The following is an 18166-nucleotide window of genomic DNA, read 5'->3' as shown; positions in this document are numbered from 1 at the left end:
GCACAATGCTGAAATCGAAGATCCACCGCGCAACCGTCACGGGCAGCGATTTGAACTACGTCGGATCCATCACGATCGATCCGGAGCTTCTGAAGGCGGCCGACATTTGCGCCCATGAGCAGGTGCACGTGCTGGACATCGACAATGGTGCGAGGTTCGTCACCTACGCGCTGGCAGGCGCCCCTGGAACCGGCGCCATACAGGTCAATGGGGCCGCGGCACGGCTGGTGCATCTGGGCGACACCATCATCGTCGTGTCCTACGGCGATTATGACCGCGAGGAGCTGGGCGACTACGAGCCGATTGTTGTTCACGTCAGCCGGGACAACGCGATCGTGAGTGTCGACGAGGCCGTGTCCATCCTTCGAACTGCGGAAAGCACTCGATGAGGGGCCCGTACAACTCAATCGGGCGCGCGTCGCGCTATTGACCCACATAAATGCGCCACGCGCGCGCTTCCGGCATCTGACGGAGCGCGACGACTGCTATTTGGTACAGCCGCCGCCGCTGTCACCGCTCTCGGCCAGAAGGGTTGATGACCACCGACGCACCCAGCGACGCACGTAGACGGGGGAACTCGGCCACCGGAGCCTTGCGGTCGGGGCGTCGATCCCCGAGCAACCCGCGATGCTTGCTCTGCCGGCGCTAGATCGGGGATGAACGAATCCGGTACTTAAGTCAAAATTTGTTGGTCAACCGACTAAGCTTGCCGAAGCTCCGAATGTCACGCATGGGCGCCCATCCTGAAGAATACAAAGGAACGCATGAATCGCATTGGTATCGTCGCCGAGGCGCCCGGAGAGACCCGGGTGGCCGCGACTCCGACCACCGTCCCGAAACTCATCGCGCTGGGCTACGACGTCGTCGTCGAAGCCGGAGCAGGTGCCGGCTCGTCGTTCTCGGACGCGGCCTTCGCGCAGGCGGGCGCGACCATCGTCGACGGCGCCACGGCGTGGGCGTCTCCGATCGTGCTCAAGGTCAACGCGCCGACGCCGGCCGAGATCGACCGGCTCGCCGACGGCGCGACGATCGTCGCGACGCTGAGTCCGGCGCTTCGACCCGACGTGGTCGAGGCGCTCGCGACGAGGGGGATCACGGCGATCGCACTGGACGCGGTGCCGCGCATCTCGCGCGCCCAGTCGATGGACGTGCTGAGCTCGATGGCCAACATCGCCGGCTACCGCGCGGTGGTCGAGGCGGCGCACGAGTTCGGGCGCTTCTTCACCGGCCAGGTGACGGCGGCCGGCAAGGTGCCGCCGGCGAAGGTGCTGGTCGCCGGCGCAGGCGTCGCGGGCCTTGCGGCGATCGGCGCGGCGTCGAGCCTCGGCGCGATCGTGCGGGCCACCGACCCGCGGCCGGAGGTCGCGGACCAGGTGGCATCGATCGGCGGCGAGTACCTCGAGGTCGTCGTCCCCGAGGAGGCGAAGCAGGTCTCGTCGGATGGCTACGCGAAGGCGACGAGCGAGGCCTACGACCGGCGCGCGGCCGAGATCTACTCGGAGCAGGCGGCCGACGTCGACATCATCATCACGACGGCGCTCATCCCTGGGCGCCTGGCCCCCCGCCTGATCACGGCGGCGGACGTGGCCTCGATGCGTCCGGGCAGCGTCATCGTCGACATGGCCGCGGGTCAGGGCGGCAACGTCGAGGGCTCGGTCGCGGGCGAGAGGATCGTGACCGACAACGGCGTCACGATCCTCGGCTACACGGATCTGCCGGGGCGACTGCCGCAGCAGGCGTCGCAGCTGTTCGCCACGAACCTCGTCAACCTGCTGAAGCTCCTCACCCCTGGCAAGGACGGCGAGCTCACCCTCGACTTCGACGACGTCGTGCAGCGCACGGTCACCGTGGTGCAGGACGGTGCGGTCACCTGGCCCCCGCCGCCGGTGCAGGTGTCGGCGGCACCTGCGCCGACGAAGGGGACGGATGCTGCACCCGCAGGCGCTGCGGCCGGCACTGCCGCGAAGAGGCCGATGTCGACCGCCGCACGCACCGGCCTCATCGCCGGGGGCATCGCGGCGCTGTTCGCGATCTGCGCGTTCGCGCCACCGCCCTTGCCGCAGCACTTCCTGGTGCTGACGCTGGCGATCGTTGTCGGGTTCTACGTGATCGGGCACGTCGCGCACGCGCTGCACACGCCGCTGATGAGCGTGACGAACGCGATCTCGGGCATCATCGTGGTCGGTGCGATGGTGCAGATCACGGTGCCCGACCTGACGGTGCAGATCCTCGCGGCCGTGGCCGTGCTGCTCGCGTCCATCAACATCTTCGGCGGTTTCGCCGTGACGCGGCGCATGCTCGCGATGTTCCAGAAGGGTGAGACCCGATGATCGCGGTCGCCGGTCAGGTCGCGGGCGCCGCCTACATCGTCGCGGCGCTGCTGTTCATCCTCAGCCTCGCGGGGCTCAGCAAGCACGAGTCCAGCCGTCGCGGTGTCGGGTTCGGCATCGTCGGCATGGCGATCGCGCTGGTGGCCACGGTGGTCCTGGTGGCGGCGGGCGCGTGGGGGCAGCCGTCGGGCGCGCTGGGGCTGACTCTCCTCGTCGTCGCCGTGCTAGTCGGCGCCGCGATCGGGCTGTGGCGGGCGCGGATCGTCCAGATGACCGGGATGCCGGAGCTCATCGCGCTGCTGCACTCGTTCGTGGGTCTGGCTGCGGTGCTGGTCGGCTGGAACGGAGCGCTGTACGACACCGGGCTCACCGGGGCGCTGGCGGACATCCACCACGCCGAGGTGTTCATAGGGGTCTTCATCGGCGGGGTCACGTTCACCGGGTCGATCGTCGCGTTCCTCAAGTTGTCGGCACGGATCTCGTCCAAGCCGCTCATGCTGCCCGGCAAGAACGCTCTGAACATCGGCGCGCTGGTCGCGTTCCTCGCGCTCACGGTCTGGTACGTGATCACCCCGGAGCTGTGGCTGCTGATTGCGGTGACGCTGCTCGCGTTGGCCCTCGGCTGGCACCTGGTCGCCTCGATCGGCGGCGGTGACATGCCCGTCGTGGTGTCGATGCTGAACAGCTACTCGGGCTGGGCGGCGGCCGCGGCGGGCTTCCTGCTGAACAACGACCTGCTCATCGTCACCGGCGCCCTGGTCGGCTCGTCGGGTGCGTATCTGAGCTACATCATGTGCAAGGCGATGAACCGGTCGTTCCTGTCGGTGATCGCCGGCGGCTTCGGCATCGAGGCGCCGCGCGCGAGCGACGAGGAGTACGGCGAGCATCGCGAGATCGGCGCCGAGAGCGCCGCCGACATGCTCGCCGGCGCCTCGACCGTCGTCGTCACGCCCGGCTACGGCATGGCCGTCGCGCAGGCGCAGCATGGCGTCGCGGACCTCGTGCAGAAGCTGCGCGAGCGCGGCACCGACGTGCGCTTCGGCATCCACCCCGTCGCGGGACGCCTTCCCGGTCACATGAACGTGCTCCTCGCCGAGGCGAAGGTGCCCTACGACATCGTGCTCGAGATGGACGAGATCAACGACGACCTGTCGGGCGTCGACGTCGTGCTGGTCATCGGCGCCAACGACACCGTCAACCCCGCCGCCGCGGAGGACCCGGGCAGCCCGATCGCCGGAATGCCGGTCCTCCGGGTGTGGGAGGCCGACAACGTGATCGTCTTCAAACGCTCCATGGCGTCCGGATATGCGGGCGTGCAGAATCCGCTCTTCTACCGCGACAACACCCAGATGCTCTTCGGAGACGCGAAAGAGAAAGTCGACGAGATCCTCTTCCAGCTCTCACGGGTATGAATTGGCTGATGCCATCTGTGTATCGCCCTAAAGTATGCAGTAGGGGTCAGCGTGAGCGTGGCGATCATTGCGATGTAGCTCGCGAATGCCGGCGCCCGTTGGTCAGCTGGGCGTCAACGAGGTACTGGCTCGAACGCCACTCGATCGGCGACCCGGCGGACGACGGATTCCCTCGACGAGTGAAACGCAGGTCCCTCGGACGTAAACCCCTGCTCCGGGATCCTCGGGATCCGGCTCACCGCTAATGGGAGAGTAACACTCGACATCACTCACCGTCGTCACCACTACTCCACTTCCCACGATCCGGATTAGAACGCGGCGTGCTCGCGCAACCACTCGATCAGCAGGCGCGCGAGCGCGTACCGTTTGGTGATGAAACCCGACCCGGTGTCCCAGACCACCTCATCGAGGTGCTCGGCGCCGGCGGCGCGGAGCCACCCTACCAACGGCCGGTGATGCTCTTCGACTTCGTACTGGGCGCTGACGATGAGGATGTGGTTCGGTGCGAGACGATCGGCGATGTTGTTGACGAAAAGGCGCTCCGCGACATCGGGGAGTTTGGCGATACCCGCGTCGGCGAACCACGGGCGGCCGACCATCTCGTACGACGCCCGGGTCGCCTCCACCGTGAGGTTGTGCGCCATGTTCTGGGGGCGTACGGCGACGACGTGGTGGACGTGGTCGGATTCGGCGCATGCGGCGAGGCTGACGTTCCCGCCGCCGCCGCTCAGGCCGAACAGCGCGATGCGGTTGGGGTCCAGCCGGCGGCGGAACTGTCCGATAGGCGAGTTGGGGTCGTAGTCGTTCGAGCGAACCCAGTCGATGAGCGCGTGCACGTCGTCGACAGCGTCGAACATCGTGTAGGTGCGCTGGGTTCGGTCCCACATCCCGATGGGCACGAAGGAGATGGCGTTGATTCCACTGTGCAGGAGCGGGATCACCACGCTTTCCAGGCTGTCTCCGCCCCAGGTTTGCGGGGGGATGATGACCGTCCCTTTGCGCTCGGCGCCCTGCGCGACCCAGATGTGCCCGAAGACAGGTTCGTGACCGTTCATGAACTTGAACGAGACGTGGTTGGGAGGAAACTCCCGATCCCACGTCGCCGGGACCTCACCCACGCCTTCGCCGGCTTCGGCCGAGGGTCGATCGTCACCGGTTCCACGTCGAACCGCAACTCATCCTTCGAGAGCGACCGCAGAGGGCCGGCCTCTGCAGCAATCCGCTCGGGAATGCGCGTATCCATCCGGTGATCGACCGCCGCGGCGTAACGCTTGTTCGTCCGCACGGCGACCTCCTCCCGAAGGAGACACGCTATCCAATATCGAACTTATGTTCTATTCTCGGATGCCATGAGCCCCACCGCTACCGCCGCAGACGTCACGCTTTGGCTAGTCGACGAAACGCCGGTGCGCATGTTCTACGCGGGGCAAAGGTGGACGGTCACGGACGCCCGCACGCGGCGGCGAGACTCAGTGTGGTCCGGCCAGGGAGAGACGACAGACCTCTGTATCCGATAGCGACTCGCTCGCCGAAGGCGATCGTTTTCGGCTGCACCCGCGGCGCGGCGCGTCGGGGAAGGCCGCCACTAAGGTCGTCCGATTCTCGGCTTTGATGTTCGTAGTCGCTGAGTGTCATGAGCCGCGCGCAGCGGCGGATTCAGGCGCTGGCGACCACGTCCTTTGTGCCGTGGAGAACCACGGTGTCTTCGAGGGGGACACGTGGGGTGTTGAGGCTTCTGAGCGGAGATTCGTTGTCGGGGAGCCCGAATGAGATGGCGAAGAGCATCCTGAGTTCGGGGTCGATTCCGAGGGCAGAGCGGACGGTGTCGGCGTAGCTGCCGATCATGGTTTGCGGGATGCCGCTGTAGCCGCGGGCTGTGAGGGAGAGGAGGAAGTTCTGGGCGTACATGCCGATGTCGCTGGCTGCTCTGACGCCGTCTCCGATCATGGGCATGAACAGGAGAGCGGCGTGCGGTGCTCCGTAGAACCGGAGATTGTCGAGGAGGACTCGCTTCCGGCCGTCGTGGTCGGAGCAGTCGACTCCTTGTCTTCCGTCGTGCAGGGCGGCGAATTGCTGCGCGCGGTGTTGGTGGATGCCGTTGCCGTAGTCGGTTGTGAAGTCGGGGCTGTCGTGGCCAGCGTTGAACGCGGCGACGAGCTGATCTGCTGGGTCCGCGAGGGATGCCCCGGAGACGATGTGGGTCACCCAGGGCTGGTGTTGCTGTTGGAGGGGGCTGATCGGGCGTCTTCGAGGATCTCTCGAATCTCGTTCCCAGGGATCTGCTCGGGCAAATACTGTCGGGCCGAGTTCCGCGACCTGAGCAGCGAGGGGAAGTCAGTCATTAGGGCCTACTTCGTGTCGAGGTTGGGGCGGAGGCGCTGTTGATTCCGGCGTTCGAGCACCGGCGCACCGGGTTACGCGTCGCCGTCGGTGCGCCTGCCATGCTCTAGATGTGGAGCCGAGGGCTTTTCCCAACCCGCGCGCAGCAACGGACGTAGTGCGCTGGTCGATGCCTCGTCGGCAAGTGCGGCTCCGCCGACCCATACGGAGGCGAGCACTCCCAGAAAGAGTTCGCGCGCGCCGACCCAGGAATGAGCTCTGCCGTCGCGCTGGGCCGCTGCCAGGAATTGTCCGGTCGTGTCCACGAGCGTCTCGCACGTGATCGCGAGGGGAGAGGTGTCTTTCGAGAGCGCCACGCGAAGAGGGTCGGGCAGTCCGTCGAACACGGTGACGTAATCGCTGAGTGCGTCCAACCAGGCTTGCAGTGCGGCGGCGCTGTCGCGTTCGCTGCGCTCGATGACGTCGCGGCGCGCGAACAGTTCATCCCACCGGGCCTCTAGGAGGGCCGCAAGAAGGTCTTCGCGGGTCGGGAAGTGGCGGTACAGGGTGCCTGGCCCGAAGCCCGCGCGTTTTGCGATGTCATGCATAGGCCCGTCGACGCCTTGCTCGGCGAAGAACTCTGTCGCCACGTCGAGGATGTGGCTGCGGTTGCGCTCCTTGTCCGACCGGGTCTTGCGGTTGTTGACAGCTGAATTGCTCATCACGCTCCACTCCTCTTTGACAAACGGACACTGCGTCCTTATCTTAGTCGAAGACAAGCGGAGGATGTGTCCGCATGACGCTTTCTGGTGACGTGAGGATGACCGATGAGCAGCAATACGTTCGTGCTTGGCGCTGTGCTCGGAGCGATGCACGGCAATCACCCCGGTGCGTGGCGGATGCCCTCGGCAGATACTGGTGCCTACACAGACACGACGTCGATGGTGCGCGCAGCTCAGGCAGCGGAGCGCGGCGGGTTGGACTACATCTTCCTGCCGGACCGTGTCTTCATTTGGGGGGACCTGGAATCCGGGCCTCCCATCGTGACGATGGAGCCGACGCTGACCCTGGCCGCGATCGCCCCATCCACCCGCCGTATCGGTCTGGTCACCACGATCTCGACGTCTTTTGCCGCGCCGTACACGATCGCCCGTCAGGTGCGAGCGCTCGACGTGATGAGTCACGGCCGCGCGGGCTGGCAAGCTATCCCCAGCTACGAGCCGGAGGCGTTCGCGAACTACGGGCTCCCTGTCCCGGCGCGCGAGGAGAAGTACGAGCGGTTCAACGAATCCGTTCAGATCACTCAGGCGTTGTGGGGGAGTTGGGGTCGGGAAGCAGGGACCCCCGACAAGACCACGGGACGGTTCGCCGACACGTCGCACATCCGCCCCGCTAATCTGCAGGGCCGTCATGTCGCCTCGCGGGGTCCACTGCAGATTCCTCCGTCGGCGCAGGGCCAGCCGGTGGTCTTCATGCCCTTCGCCAGTGGGCTCGGTGTGCAAGCCGCTGCCAGGTACGCCAACGGCATCATCGCTCACGCCCCCACGATGGAGCAGTCCAAGTCGTACCGGGAAATGATGCGGTCGATGACGGTGGAAGCCGGTAGGGACGCCGACGAAGTGAAGTTCCTCTCCTTCTTCGCACTCACCGTTGGGGCCACCCTTGAAGAGGCCGTCCGGCGTCGCATGGTGCTGGAAGAAGCCGCGGGGATCGAGGGGCGGCTGGCTCAGCTCTCGGCCGTCCTCGGGGTGCGCTTGGACCCCGCCGATCGCGACAAGCGACTCACCACTACGCAGACATTGCAGCTGCGTCCCCACCCCGGGGTCGCGCAGGCCGCGTACGCCATCGAGCTCGCCCAGCAGGGACGCACCCCGCTGGAGATCCTCGGCCATGGGGTGCTCGACATGGCGCCGTCCATGGTCGGAACGGCAGAACAGATCGCCGACACACTCCAGGAATGGGTGCAGGCCGGCGCTGCGGATGGTTTCACCGTCACGATCGACGACCTGCACGATGGGATGGACGCCTTCGTCGATCAGGTCGTACCCGTCCTGCGGCGGCGCGGTCTGCGCCCCGATGACTACACCGGCACAACCCTGCGCGACCACCTCGGTCTCCCTGAGCAGCTTGGTGTCGACCCGCGGCTCGCTGCAGATCGTTGACGAGGCGGCCTACCCAACAACCTTCACTGACACCTCGAGGAGAACCAGCGTGTCCATGGAACTTCCCCCCGTCGTCGAGCACCCGCGATTGACCGTCGTCGGCACCGGCTACCTCGGCGCGACCCACGCCGTATGCATGGCCATCCTCGGCTACGAGGTCCTCGGCCTCGACGTCGACGAAAAAAAGGTCCGCCAGTTGAACTCGGGCGTGGTGCCGTTTTTTGAGCCCGGCCTGCCCGAGAAGCTGCAGGAGGCGCTCGGCAGCGGCCGCCTGCGGTTCACGACTGACTACGACGATGCTGCCGCGTTCGGTGACGTGCACTTCATCTGCGTGGGAACCCCGCAGACGTCTGGTTCGGCAGCGGCCGACATGACCTACGTCGACTCCGCCTTCTCCGAGCTCGCACGGCGCATCACGAGCCGCTCACTCCTGGTCGGCAAGTCCACGGTGCCCACCGGCACCGCAGCCCGCTTGACCGAGACGGTGCGCAGCCTCTCACCTGCCGGCGCGGCCCTTGAGGTGGCATGGAACCCGGAATTCCTGCGCGAAGGGTTCGCGGTGAAGGACACCCTGCACCCCGACCGCCTCGTTTTCGGGGTTGAGTCCGACTGGGCACAGGCACAACTCGAAGCCGCATTCGCACCGATCATCGCCGAGGGAACTCCCGTCGTTGTGAGTGATCTTGCGACGTCGGAACTGGTTAAGGTTGCCGCGAACTCCTTCCTTGCAACCAAGATTTCCTTCATCAACGCGATGGCGGAAGTGTGCGAAGCGACCGGCGCCGACGTCAGCCTGCTCGCCCAGGCCCTCTCGCTCGACTCTCGCATCGGCGGGCGCTTCCTTAACCCCGGTCTGGGCTTCGGCGGCGGCTGCCTCCCGAAAGACATCCGCGCGTTCACCCATCGCGCCGACGAGCTCGGCGTCGGCCAGGCGACCGCGTTCCTCCGCGAGGTCGACGGCATCAACGACCGTCGTCGCACCCGCGCCGTCGACGTCCTGCGCGAGCTTGTCGGCGGTGACCTGCGCGGAGCGCGGATTGCGTGCCTCGGCGCCGCATTCAAGCCCAACTCCGACGACGTGCGCGACGCCCCTGCGCTGCACGTCGCGCAACTGCTGCACGACGAGGGAGCCCGGGTCGCCGTCTACGACCCGGAAGCCATGCCCAACGCGCGACGGAAGTATCCCGAACTGTCCTACGCCGACAGCGCGGAAGAGGCCGTCGAACGAGCGGACGCCGTGGCACTACTCACGGAATGGCAAGAATTCCGCGATGCCGACCCCGCCGCACTCGGCGCGCTCGTCACCCACCGGCGACTCCTCGACGCGCGCCATGCCCTCGACGCAGACACGTACCGAGCCGCGGGCTGGGAAGTTCGCGCGCTTGGACGCCCGAAACAATCACGGCCCCTGACGCTCGTCTCCCGCACGCCCGATGGGAGGGACTAAACCATGTCGAACAACTCCGTTCCAGGCGATTCCCAGGCCGCTCCCGCGACGAAGGTTGAGGGTCCGGCTCCGACGGTCGATCCAGACGACATGCGTCGTACACTTGCCGGCTTCGCTACAGGGCTCGCGGTGGTCGCCGCCGAGAATGAAGGTGCGGTCGTCGGTATGCCAGTGAACTCGCTGGTGTCGGTTTCGCTCGACCCACCTCTTGTCTCCTTGTCATTTGCTCACACGTCGTCCACGTGGCCCCTCCTCAAGAGGGCGCAACGCTGGGGGATCAGTGTGCTCAGCGAAGACGCGGTGTCAGTGTCTCGGGATCTGCGGCGGCCAACGACCGAGCGATTCTCGGGGCTAGATGTCGACGTCGTCGACGGTGCGGTCTTCCTGCGAGGGGCCCTCGCCAAGATCGGTGTCACGCTGCAATCGGAGATCCAAGCCGGAGACCACACCCTCGTCCTCCTCAACGTGATATCAGTCGAGCGCGACGAGTCCAGCACGCCCCTCGTCTTCTACAACAGCAAGATCCGCACGCTCGCGGCGTGACGGCCGATCGCTCTACTCATCCAACTTCCCGACGATCCGTCGCTCGCTAGCAACCAGCAATAGATGAGGCGCTTCCCACCGAAAGCGATCCCCGTGCGTGCCATGCGCGATAGACGCGGCTCGCGTGCGGTCCGAGGATGAGGCTGCCGTGCGTTCGCTGGCTCAGGCCCAGCCAGGCTTGACCAGGTCGAGCATGTTGGCGTCAGCGATCCCGCGCCGTGAAGGCGTCCCTCAAGGAGAAGCGGATCACCAGGAGGGCGCCGACCAGAGGCGCGCGGAGCTCGCCCGGGAGCACCGCGTCAGCTGACCGGGCACCGCCCCCGCGCACCCTGCACCCGGGCCGGCGCCGGTGAGGTGCACTACAAGAACTGCGACGCCGTCCGCGCGGCAGGTGCGACGCCGGTCTACGCCGGACAGCCTGGGTACGGCAAGCACCTCGACCGGGACAACGGTATCGGCTGCTACAAGTGAGCGCCCCGCCACCTGGCGGGGGCAGGCTGTCAGATCGGCCACGGATGGCGGGGATGCCGCAGTCCGGCTGACGTGAAGACTGGTGGTGCATCACCCGAGAACAAAGGAGTTCCGATGACTGACACACTCACCCGACCCCCGTTCGACCCCGAACTGGACGCCGCGCTCACCCTCATGGGAGGGTTCCCGGCAGTCACGGCGGAGATGATTCCCGCCATGCGCAGCCAGCCCATGGGTCCGGGACAGGACCCACAAGAGCTCCTGCGAGAGCGGGGGTTCGTGTCCCGTGACGTCACGATCGCCGGTTACAAGGGTGATGACATTGTCGTGTCCGTCATTCAGAAGGGCGACCGCACGGGCACCGGCCCGGGGATCTATCACACCCACGGTGGGGGAATGATCATCGGCGACCGCTGGGGTGGAGTGTCCACGGTCCTCGATGCTGCCGAACGCACCAACGGCGTCATCGTCACCGTCGAGTACCGCCTCGCGCCGGAGTACCCAGACCCGTACCTGGTAGAGGACTGCTACGCAGGCCTGGTGTGGACGGGGGAGCATCTCGAGGAGCTGGGCATCGACCCGACCCGGCTGATCATCGCCGGTGCGAGTGCTGGCGGTGGTCTGGCGGCAGGCACCGCGCTGCTCGCCCGTGACCGGCAGGGACCAGCGCTGGCCGCCCAGCTGCTGATGTGTCCGATGATCGACGACCGGGACGCTACGACTTCTGCGCGCCAGATCGACGGGGTCGGCGTGTGGGACCGCCCCACCAACGTCGTCGGTTGGACCGCGCTGCTCGGCGACCGCCGTGGCACCGACGACGTTTCCATCTACGCCGCCCCGTCCCGAGCGACCGACCTCTCGGGCTTGCCCCCGGCCTACATCGACTGCGGCAGCGCAGAGGTGTTCCGGGACGAGGACGTCGCCTACGCGACCCGGTTGTGGGAGGCGGGAGTGCAGGCTGAGCTGCACGTATGGGCTGGCGGCTTCCACGGGTTCGAGGCATTCGCCCCGCACGCCGCCGTCTCGCAGGCCGCTGTCGCAGCTCGGGATAGCTGGCTGAGCCGAGTGCTCGGCGCCTGACCTGCGTCGACGTGGCCGGGGGTCTGACTCCTGGCCACGTTAGGGTGGGAACCCCGTGCGATGGAGCCCTGATGCAAGACCTGCTGGGACGTCTGACTGCCCTTGACCCTGACGCCAGCGAGACGCTAAAAGTCGTCTCCTACTTCGACGCGCTGATCACTCGACTGGTCGGCGCTGAAAGCATGCTGCGCGGTGCTGCGCTGCTCGCTGGCGCTACCGTGGGGTACCGCGACGGCAGCCACCTCACTCGCCTGAGTGCAGAGGGCAGGCGGCTCCCCCCGGCCGCACCCGACGGCTGGCCGCGACACCAAGCGGGGACGGACGCCGAGGTGTGGCTGGAACGGCAGGGGAACCAGCACGCCAACGACGCCATGATCCTCGAGCGGCTCGCGCTGGCCCTCGGAATCATCCGAGCTCGTCGAACCATTGGGGCCGAGAGTGCCGTGGAGCTGGTGATCAGCTCGTACACGGAGCCCGATGAGCGGGTGGCCGCGCTGGCTCGCCTGCGGATCGAGCCGGGTACGCTGCGTGTCATCGCGTCCCCGCCGGACCCCGCCCCGGAGCCATCCCACCCCTCGGCGGTCGTCACGACCAGGTACGGACTCACCCGGGCAACGATCGTCGACAGTATTATCGACCCCCAAGCCGCGTGGAGCGAACCGCCCCGGCTCGGAATCGGCCTCGCTGTGCTCAGCGACCGTCTGCCGGCGTCGTGGTCGTCAGCGCTGATCGCCGCCCGCCTGAGCACTCCCGCCGAGCCCATGCTAGACGCGGCAGATCTCGGCGCAGCACTCGCTATCGCCGAGAGTGCCGAAACGGCACCCCTGCACCCGGATGCTGCCGCACTCATGCGGCTGGACCCGAGCAGCCTGGAGCTCCTGGATGTTCTGAGCGCCGAGCGAAGTGTTCGCGGCGCGGCCATCCGGCTTGGAAGACATCACTCCAGCGTTCAGGAGCGGGTCGGCACGCTTGCGTGCCAAATCGGTTACGACCCACGTTCCGCCCGTGGTCATACCCGCTACGCCATCGCCCGCATGCTGATGACAGTGGCACCCCAGCCCGCACCATCTCCCGCACGCGTGCGAGACAACGAGCTCGATGACCTCAGCGGGCACACCCCGACGAACCCTTGACAGTGTCGTTTCGCCTCCGAAACGATACTGCCAGCCCCCGCGGCCAAGGCACTCTCCTGCGCGGACTCCGGCGAAGCAGGCTACCTAATCGTCGGTGAGGACGGCGCCGAACTTCGGGTCCACCTCGGCGTAGCATCCGCGGCAGCCGACGTACCAGTACTCGGACTCTTCGTCGTACAGGCCCTTGCCGGACGCGTGGCAACACGGGATCAGCAGGAACAGGAACTCCGGCTCGCCCGGCGCGGTCCGGTCGCCGGCGACGACGAACAAGCATCTCTCTGGCATCACCGCCGTGCAGACCCTGTCGCGCCTGAATCGCACCTACTTGTCGGCCGGCAAAGACACCACCTGCGTGCTCGACTTCGTCAGCGACCCGAATCCCCCGACCTCGCCGCCGCCGTCACGGATGTCGTCCTCGGCAATCAGGACAGTAAAACAGCATCGTCGACCTCAACTTCTCAAAGCACGACCCACAGGTCGACCTCGCCAAGCGCCTCGGCGAACTGGTCTGCGAGAACCAAAGATCCTCTTGCGTGCATGCCCGATTCGGGACGCTTGTCGCGCGGCACTGTGTTCGACGAGGCGCAGTGGTTCCGCGAGAACTCTGTGCACGGCTCCCCGTCTTGTGTCGACACCCCTGAAGGTGTAGGACAACTGCGGCGTGGCAGAACAAGGCCGGGAAACGGCTGATTCAGAGCGCAACGTAAGCCGACTCTGAGCGCTTCCACGTACTCTTCAGCCGTTCGCTGGTACACGACGAGCTGTGGCTGGGCATCGCGCATGTGATGCTGGCCGCTGGCCACCGCAGCGACTACGGGGACCGCTGCGAGGAGGTGAATCCGTTCGCAGCTCGGGTAGTTAGCTTCGACGTTGGCCAAGGCGCGGCGCCACGCGGAGGCAGGTCGCGGGTTCACGTCCTGTACCTCGTACACCAGCTTTCCCAGGGGTTGCGTCCGTCAGAGTGGTGTATCGGTAGCTCGGTGAGCGTGTCGCTGTGAATGGCGACGGTCACCGCGTGATCCTTCGAGGAAACTCCTACATCCCACTCGAAAGGAACCACGACGATGACCGTCGTACCCAGTATCGACCCTGCCCGCTTCCTGGAAGAGCAGCTCTCGCAGGCGTCCCCGGATCTGCTGCGGCAGATGCTGTCCACCTTCATCAACACCCTGCTCTCGGCCGACGCGGACCAGGTCTGCGGCGCCTCTTACGGCACGGTGTCCGAGGAGCGCACGAACCGTCGCAACGGCTACCGGCACCGCGACTTCGAGACCCGCGCCGGCACGATCGACGTTGCGATCCCGAAGCTGCGGCAGGGCTCGTACTTCCCGGAATGGCTGCTGGAGCGCCGTCGTCGGGCCGAGGCCGCGCTGACCACCGTGGTCGCGACCAGCTACCTCCTCGGCGTTTCGACGAGGCGGATGGAGGACCTGGTGCACACGCTCGGGATCACCGGGCTGTCCAAGTCGCAGGTGTCGGAAATGGCGAAGGATCTCGACGCGCAGGTCGAGCAGTTCCGCAGCCGGCCCCTCGATGCCGGCCCGTACTCTTTCGTCGCCGCGGACGCCCTCACCATGAAGGTCCGCGAGGGCGGCCGGGTGGTCAAGGTCGCCGTGCTGGTAGCGACCGGGGTGAACGCGGAGGGCTACCGGGAGATCCTCGGCCTGCAGGTCAACAGCACAGAGGACGGCGCCGGCTGGCTGACGTTCTTCCGCGACCTGGTCGCCCGGGGCCTTTCGGGGGTGAAGCTGGTCACCAGCGACGCCCACGCGGGCCTGGTCGCCGCGGCCGGCGCAACGCTGGGCGGGTCGTGGCAGAGATGCCGCACCCATTACGCGGCGAACCTGATGGCCACCACCCCGAAGAGCTCGTGGCCGTGGGTGAAGACGCTGCTGCAGACCGTGTTCGACCAGCCCGACAAGGAGTCTGTGCACGCCCAGTTCGACCGCGTCCTCGACGCGCTCGAGCACAAACTGCCCCGCAGCTTCGCGCACCTCGAGGCGGCAACCGGGAGATCCGCCGCCGCACCGACGTCGTCGGGATCTTCCCGAACCGGGACAGCATCATCCGCCTGGTCGGCGCGGTCCTCGCCGAGCAGCACGACGAGTGGGCCGAGCAGCGCCGCTACCTCGGCCTCGACGCCCTCACCAGGGCACGCCGCGTCGGCGAACCCACCCCCGAACCCGAGGAGGTCCCCGAACCCGACTACCGCGCCCTCACCGCATAACAACACGAGGGATCACACGCGAACGGATACACCACTCAAAAGGACTTGACCTTTCCCAGGACTCCCTTCAGCAACCAGAGGGAAGTCATGCTGCTCCATTTTCCCGTGAGCGAACGAATGTGTGCACCTGGGTCAGCGGTGCCAGCGATTCAGCGAGCCAAGCGAGTGATGCTGGTTGGCTACGGATCAGGGGTTCGCGGCGTGGGCGATGGGCGGTGCTGGCTGGCGATCGGTCGTGCCCACACGGTGCCCACGGACGGCGCGGATCAGGACAGATCGAGGTCGATCCGGGACGAACGCGCAACCTGCCAAGACCGGGGAAAGACGGGAAAATCGTTCCGGGCGGATCGAGACAGAACGAGGGAGATCTTCCCGGACGGGATTCAAATCTCTCCGTCTCTGACAGCCGGCGCCCGGTTGCCAAACCCTACCCATTCGGCCAGACTCTCCACGGCTCTCCGGCCCTCGTCGGTCAATACGTGGCGGTACGGGTCCGAAGCTTCAGTGCTGCCATGACCGCTCACGCCCGAGAAAGCCGCCCACGGGATCCCAGCATGCTCGGAGAGCGTGACGTACGAGTGGCGGAACCAATGCGTGGTCGCATCCGGCCGGTCAACGCCGGCGGCGGTCAAGGCGGCGCGCAGGTCCCCGTTGTCGTCGGCGTTCGTCTTCGGAGAGCCGTTTGACCGTGGCCAGACCAGTCCGTGGGGATTCGGTCCTTCCTGCGTCCGGTAAAGCGTGCGCAACTGTTCGATGGTGCCGCTTGTCAGTGGAATCTCCCTGGCTCGGGAATTCTTCGGGCGCACCAGCACGTGTCGGTCTTCCAGCGGCACCCATTCCAGATCCGGAGCAAGCTCGATCCGACGCTCGGGACAGTTGCCGGCGCGCTTCTTGCCGCAACTGCCGCCGCAACCGTGCGCGAATGTGGCGTCCGTGAGTGACCACGAGAGGCTGGCGACGCCGGCGTCGAAGTCGATTTCTTCCCAGCGCAGTGCGCGAGCCTCGCCGCTGCGCAAGCCGGTCAATAGCGCGAGCGTCCACCGCGGATCCCCGGCTGCCAGCAGCGCCCGCGCTTCCTCGCGCGTCAGGGATGCGCGCGACGTACCGCCGCGCCCGCGGCGCGGGGGTGTGATGGCGGCGACGTTCTCCGAGATGAGCCGCTCGGCGCGTGCATGCTCGAGCAGGCTCACCAGGGTCCGATGAGCGCTGGCGACGGTACTGTCGCCGACGCCGCGTCTGCGAATCGCGGCGTGCATGCGGCGCACGTCCGCAGGAGTGAGGTCGGCGGCGATGCGATTGCCGAGGATCGGGACGATGTGCGCGCGGACGTTCGATCGATACCCGGTGATCGTCTTCGGCTTGGTGCGGCCCGCAGCATCCTCGAGCCAGGCGGCCGCCAGCTCGCTCACCCGAGTGGATCGATCGAGGATCACGCCAATAGAGTCGCGTTCGCGCAGCATTTGGTTGAGCTTCTTGACCGCGCCATCCTTGGTCTTCGACATCCGAGCCTTTTGGAGCCGATTTCCGGTCTCCGTGTCGTACCCGGCGTCGATCACGGCGCGCCACATCTTGCGGCTCTCCACCCAGTACAGGGCGCCCTGGCCGTGCTCACGCGACTTCGGCATGCCGGCATCGTAACAAACTATGTGTACACATTGGTGTACACATAGCCATAGCGTGCTGTGACGCGATGTTGTCACAAGTGTCCCGGAAAGACGCGGAAAAGCGCGTGGCTGGAGGGGAGCTGAAGGGGCGAACTCCAATTGGGAAGCAGAAGTTCTGCCATTGAACTACAGCCCCGAGGCCTTGCAAACACTGGGAAGTCGGCTTCCCGACAAGGCACGGTGTACACATGTGCGTCACGTGTGAGACGTTGAGAGCATCGTCTGCTCCAGCAGACAATCTACACGAGTCGTGCTCGACCACAGATCGTAGTGCGGGTCTAACGGGATGTGCTCGGCTCACAATCGCCCGCAGGCCGGGCAGATCTTCGGGAAGAACTGTCTCAAGGCCCGGAATGCACTCGACAAAGCCACAGAGACCCGTCTGCGGCTCTGCCTCAGACGGGCCCCTGCCCAGGGAGCCGGGAGAGCTACTTCTGGATGAACGCGAGGATGTCGGCGTTGATGACGTCCGCGTGGATCGTGAGCATCCCGTGCGGGTAGCCCTCGTAGATCTTCAGCTCCGAGTTGCTGAGCAGCTCGTGCTGCTTGATGGCTGCAGCCTTGTAGGGCACGACCTGGTCGTCGTCGCCCTGGAGAACCAGCACCGGAACGGAGATCGCCTTGAGGTCCTCGGTCTGGTCGGTCTCCGAGAACGCCTTGATGCCCTCGTAGTGGGCGAGCGCGCTTCCGGTCATGCCCTGGCGCCACCAGTTCGCGATGACGGCCTCGGAGACGGTCGCGCCCTCACGATTGAATCCGTAGAACGGGCCGGACGCGACGGCCTGGAAGAACTCGGCACGGTTGGCGGCGAGTGCGCTGCGGAATCCGTCGAAGACGGAGATCGGGGTGCCGTCGGGGTTCGCTTCGGTCTGCACCATCAGCGGCGGCACGGACGAGACGAGCACGGCCTTGGCGACGCGGCCCTGGGGCTCGCCGTACGTGGCGACGTAGCGGGCGACCTGACCGCCGCCGGTCGAGTGTCCGATGTGGATGGCGTTGCGCAGATCGAGGTGCTCGACGACCGCGTTCGCGTCGCTCGCGTAGTGATCCATGTCGTGGCCGACGCTGGTCTGCGAGGAGCGGCCGTGGCCGCGGCGGTCGCTGGCGATGACGCGGTATCCCTTGTCGAGGAAGTAGAGCAGCTGCGCGTCCCAGTCGTCGGCGGACAGCGGCCAGCCGTGGTGGAAGTAGATCGGCTGGGCGTCACGGGGACCCCAGTCCTTGAAGTAGATCTCGGTGCCGTCGTCCGTCGTCACAAAGGGCATGACTGATCTCCAGGGTTCGTGGTTGGGGCAGCGTCCAGCTGCAGATGAGTGCTCTACCTCTTTGTGGAGCGGTAGGCACGTTCACGATAAGCCGGAGCGACCTCTTGCCTTCT

At 66.4% G+C, this 18166-nt stretch carries 15 protein-coding genes and 2 pseudogenes; 10 read left to right on the top strand and 7 right to left on the bottom strand.

The annotated features are described in order from the left end of the window. Positions 1–5 precede the first annotated feature (5 nt). The 3 genes from panD to pntB all read left to right on the top strand — a co-directional run bounded on the left by panD (position 6) and on the right by pntB (position 3742). Entirely contained in the window at positions 6–389 is a 384-nt protein-coding gene (gene panD / locus RS82_RS11405; protein WP_245619587.1) for an aspartate 1-decarboxylase, read from the top strand. A gap of 375 nt (positions 390–764) precedes the next feature. Continuing rightward, positions 765–2330: a Re/Si-specific NAD(P)(+) transhydrogenase subunit alpha gene (locus RS82_RS11400; RefSeq protein WP_045299470.1), complete on the top strand. Its 1566-nt coding sequence runs from the start codon at positions 765–767 to the stop codon at positions 2328–2330. Next, complete coding sequence (gene pntB / locus RS82_RS11395; RefSeq protein ID WP_045299468.1) at positions 2327–3742, top strand: Re/Si-specific NAD(P)(+) transhydrogenase subunit beta; 1416 nt, start codon at positions 2327–2329, stop codon at positions 3740–3742. Before RS82_RS11400 ends, pntB begins: the two co-directional genes overlap by 4 nt. 308 nt (positions 3743–4050) lie before the next feature. On the opposite strand, the gene RS82_RS11390 is transcribed toward pntB, so the two are convergent. The 3 genes and pseudogenes from RS82_RS11390 to RS82_RS11380 all read right to left on the bottom strand — a co-directional run bounded on the left by RS82_RS11390 (position 4051) and on the right by RS82_RS11380 (position 6783). Continuing rightward, a complete protein-coding gene (locus RS82_RS11390) occupies positions 4051–4797 on the bottom strand; it encodes an alpha/beta hydrolase family protein (RefSeq protein WP_157005533.1) in 747 nt (248 codons plus the stop codon). Between the two features lie 601 nt (positions 4798–5398). After that, positions 5399–6084 (bottom strand): annotated as a pseudogene (locus RS82_RS11385) (nitroreductase). 72 nt (positions 6085–6156) lie between these two features. Next, on the bottom strand, positions 6157–6783 hold the full coding sequence (locus RS82_RS11380; RefSeq protein ID WP_045299466.1) for a TetR/AcrR family transcriptional regulator: 627 nt from the start codon (positions 6781–6783) through the stop codon (positions 6157–6159). Between the two features lie 105 nt (positions 6784–6888). On the opposite strand from RS82_RS11380, the gene RS82_RS11375 reads away from it, so the two are divergent. The 6 genes from RS82_RS11375 to RS82_RS11355 all read left to right on the top strand — a co-directional run bounded on the left by RS82_RS11375 (position 6889) and on the right by RS82_RS11355 (position 12897). Then, complete coding sequence (locus RS82_RS11375; protein WP_045299464.1) at positions 6889–8223, top strand: NtaA/DmoA family FMN-dependent monooxygenase; 1335 nt, start codon at positions 6889–6891, stop codon at positions 8221–8223. Between the two features lie 55 nt (positions 8224–8278). Next, positions 8279–9670: a UDP-glucose dehydrogenase family protein gene (locus tag RS82_RS11370; protein WP_045299462.1), complete on the top strand. Its 1392-nt coding sequence runs from the start codon at positions 8279–8281 to the stop codon at positions 9668–9670. A gap of 3 nt (positions 9671–9673) precedes the next feature. Next, positions 9674–10213, top strand: coding sequence for a flavin reductase family protein (locus RS82_RS21060; RefSeq protein WP_084695591.1), 540 nt, complete (start codon positions 9674–9676; stop codon positions 10211–10213). Between the two features lie 354 nt (positions 10214–10567). Continuing rightward, positions 10568–10684: an excalibur calcium-binding domain-containing protein gene (locus tag RS82_RS21055; RefSeq protein WP_245619586.1), complete on the top strand. Its 117-nt coding sequence runs from the start codon at positions 10568–10570 to the stop codon at positions 10682–10684. Positions 10685–10798: 114 nt separating this feature from the next. Next, positions 10799–11764 (top strand): alpha/beta hydrolase, encoded by a 966-nt coding sequence (locus RS82_RS11360; protein WP_045299458.1) that lies wholly within the window; start codon positions 10799–10801, stop codon positions 11762–11764. Between the two features lie 71 nt (positions 11765–11835). Further along, positions 11836–12897 (top strand): hypothetical protein, encoded by a 1062-nt coding sequence (locus RS82_RS11355; RefSeq protein WP_211255916.1) that lies wholly within the window; start codon positions 11836–11838, stop codon positions 12895–12897. A gap of 84 nt (positions 12898–12981) precedes the next feature. Here the strand turns inward: RS82_RS11355 and RS82_RS11350 are convergent, their stop codons facing one another. Both RS82_RS11350 and RS82_RS22045 read right to left on the bottom strand, forming a co-directional pair. Then, positions 12982–13182, bottom strand: coding sequence for a hypothetical protein (locus RS82_RS11350; RefSeq protein WP_157005531.1), 201 nt, complete (start codon positions 13180–13182; stop codon positions 12982–12984). Positions 13183–13355: 173 nt separating this feature from the next. Continuing rightward, positions 13356–13811: a hypothetical protein gene (locus RS82_RS22045; RefSeq protein ID WP_425411886.1), complete on the bottom strand. Its 456-nt coding sequence runs from the start codon at positions 13809–13811 to the stop codon at positions 13356–13358. A gap of 150 nt (positions 13812–13961) precedes the next feature. Here RS82_RS22045 and RS82_RS11345 point away from each other — a divergent pair. Beyond that, positions 13962–15124 (top strand): annotated as a pseudogene (locus tag RS82_RS11345) (IS256 family transposase). 383 nt (positions 15125–15507) lie between these two features. Here RS82_RS11345 and RS82_RS20715 read toward each other — a convergent pair. Beyond that, positions 15508–16749, bottom strand: a complete 1242-nt coding sequence (locus tag RS82_RS20715; protein ID WP_052676791.1) for a tyrosine-type recombinase/integrase — start codon at positions 16747–16749, stop codon at positions 15508–15510. A 467-nt stretch (positions 16750–17216) separates the two neighbouring features. Beyond that, positions 17217–18053 carry an alpha/beta fold hydrolase gene (locus RS82_RS11335; protein WP_045299454.1) on the bottom strand — a complete coding sequence of 279 codons (837 nt, stop codon included), beginning with the start codon at positions 18051–18053 and terminating at the stop codon, positions 17217–17219. Positions 18054–18166: the final 113 nt, after the last annotated feature.

The sequence above is a fragment of the Microbacterium trichothecenolyticum genome (assembly GCF_000956465.1).
Lineage (GTDB): Bacteria > Actinomycetota > Actinomycetes > Actinomycetales > Microbacteriaceae > Microbacterium > Microbacterium trichothecenolyticum.
The sequence above is the reverse complement of the archived record's forward strand: the minus strand, read 5'-3'. Positions and strand labels throughout refer to the sequence as shown.

Excerpts from the sequence above, each read along its gene's own strand:
- RS82_RS11375 (WP_045299464.1), top strand. The coding sequence starts at position 6,889 with ATGAGCAGCAATACGTTCGTGCTTGGCGCTGTGCTCGGAGCGATGCAC.
- panD (WP_245619587.1), top strand. The coding sequence starts at position 6 with ATGCTGAAATCGAAGATCCACCGCGCAACCGTCACGGGCAGCGATTTG.
- RS82_RS11355 (WP_211255916.1), top strand. The coding sequence starts at position 11,836 with ATGCAAGACCTGCTGGGACGTCTGACTGCCCTTGACCCTGACGCCAGC.
- RS82_RS11370 (WP_045299462.1), top strand. The coding sequence starts at position 8,279 with ATGGAACTTCCCCCCGTCGTCGAGCACCCGCGATTGACCGTCGTCGGC.
- RS82_RS11400 (WP_045299470.1), top strand. The coding sequence starts at position 765 with ATGAATCGCATTGGTATCGTCGCCGAGGCGCCCGGAGAGACCCGGGTG.
- RS82_RS11360 (WP_045299458.1), top strand. The coding sequence starts at position 10,799 with ATGACTGACACACTCACCCGACCCCCGTTCGACCCCGAACTGGACGCC.
- RS82_RS11380 (WP_045299466.1), bottom strand. The coding sequence starts at position 6,783 with ATGAGCAATTCAGCTGTCAACAACCGCAAGACCCGGTCGGACAAGGAG.
- RS82_RS11350 (WP_157005531.1), bottom strand. The coding sequence starts at position 13,182 with ATGCCAGAGAGATGCTTGTTCGTCGTCGCCGGCGACCGGACCGCGCCG.
- RS82_RS20715 (WP_052676791.1), bottom strand. The coding sequence starts at position 16,749 with ATGCCGAAGTCGCGTGAGCACGGCCAGGGCGCCCTGTACTGGGTGGAG.
- RS82_RS21060 (WP_084695591.1), top strand. The coding sequence starts at position 9,674 with ATGTCGAACAACTCCGTTCCAGGCGATTCCCAGGCCGCTCCCGCGACG.
- RS82_RS11390 (WP_157005533.1), bottom strand. The coding sequence starts at position 4,797 with ATGAACGGTCACGAACCTGTCTTCGGGCACATCTGGGTCGCGCAGGGC.
- pntB (WP_045299468.1), top strand. The coding sequence starts at position 2,327 with ATGATCGCGGTCGCCGGTCAGGTCGCGGGCGCCGCCTACATCGTCGCG.
- RS82_RS11335 (WP_045299454.1), bottom strand. The coding sequence starts at position 18,053 with ATGCCCTTTGTGACGACGGACGACGGCACCGAGATCTACTTCAAGGAC.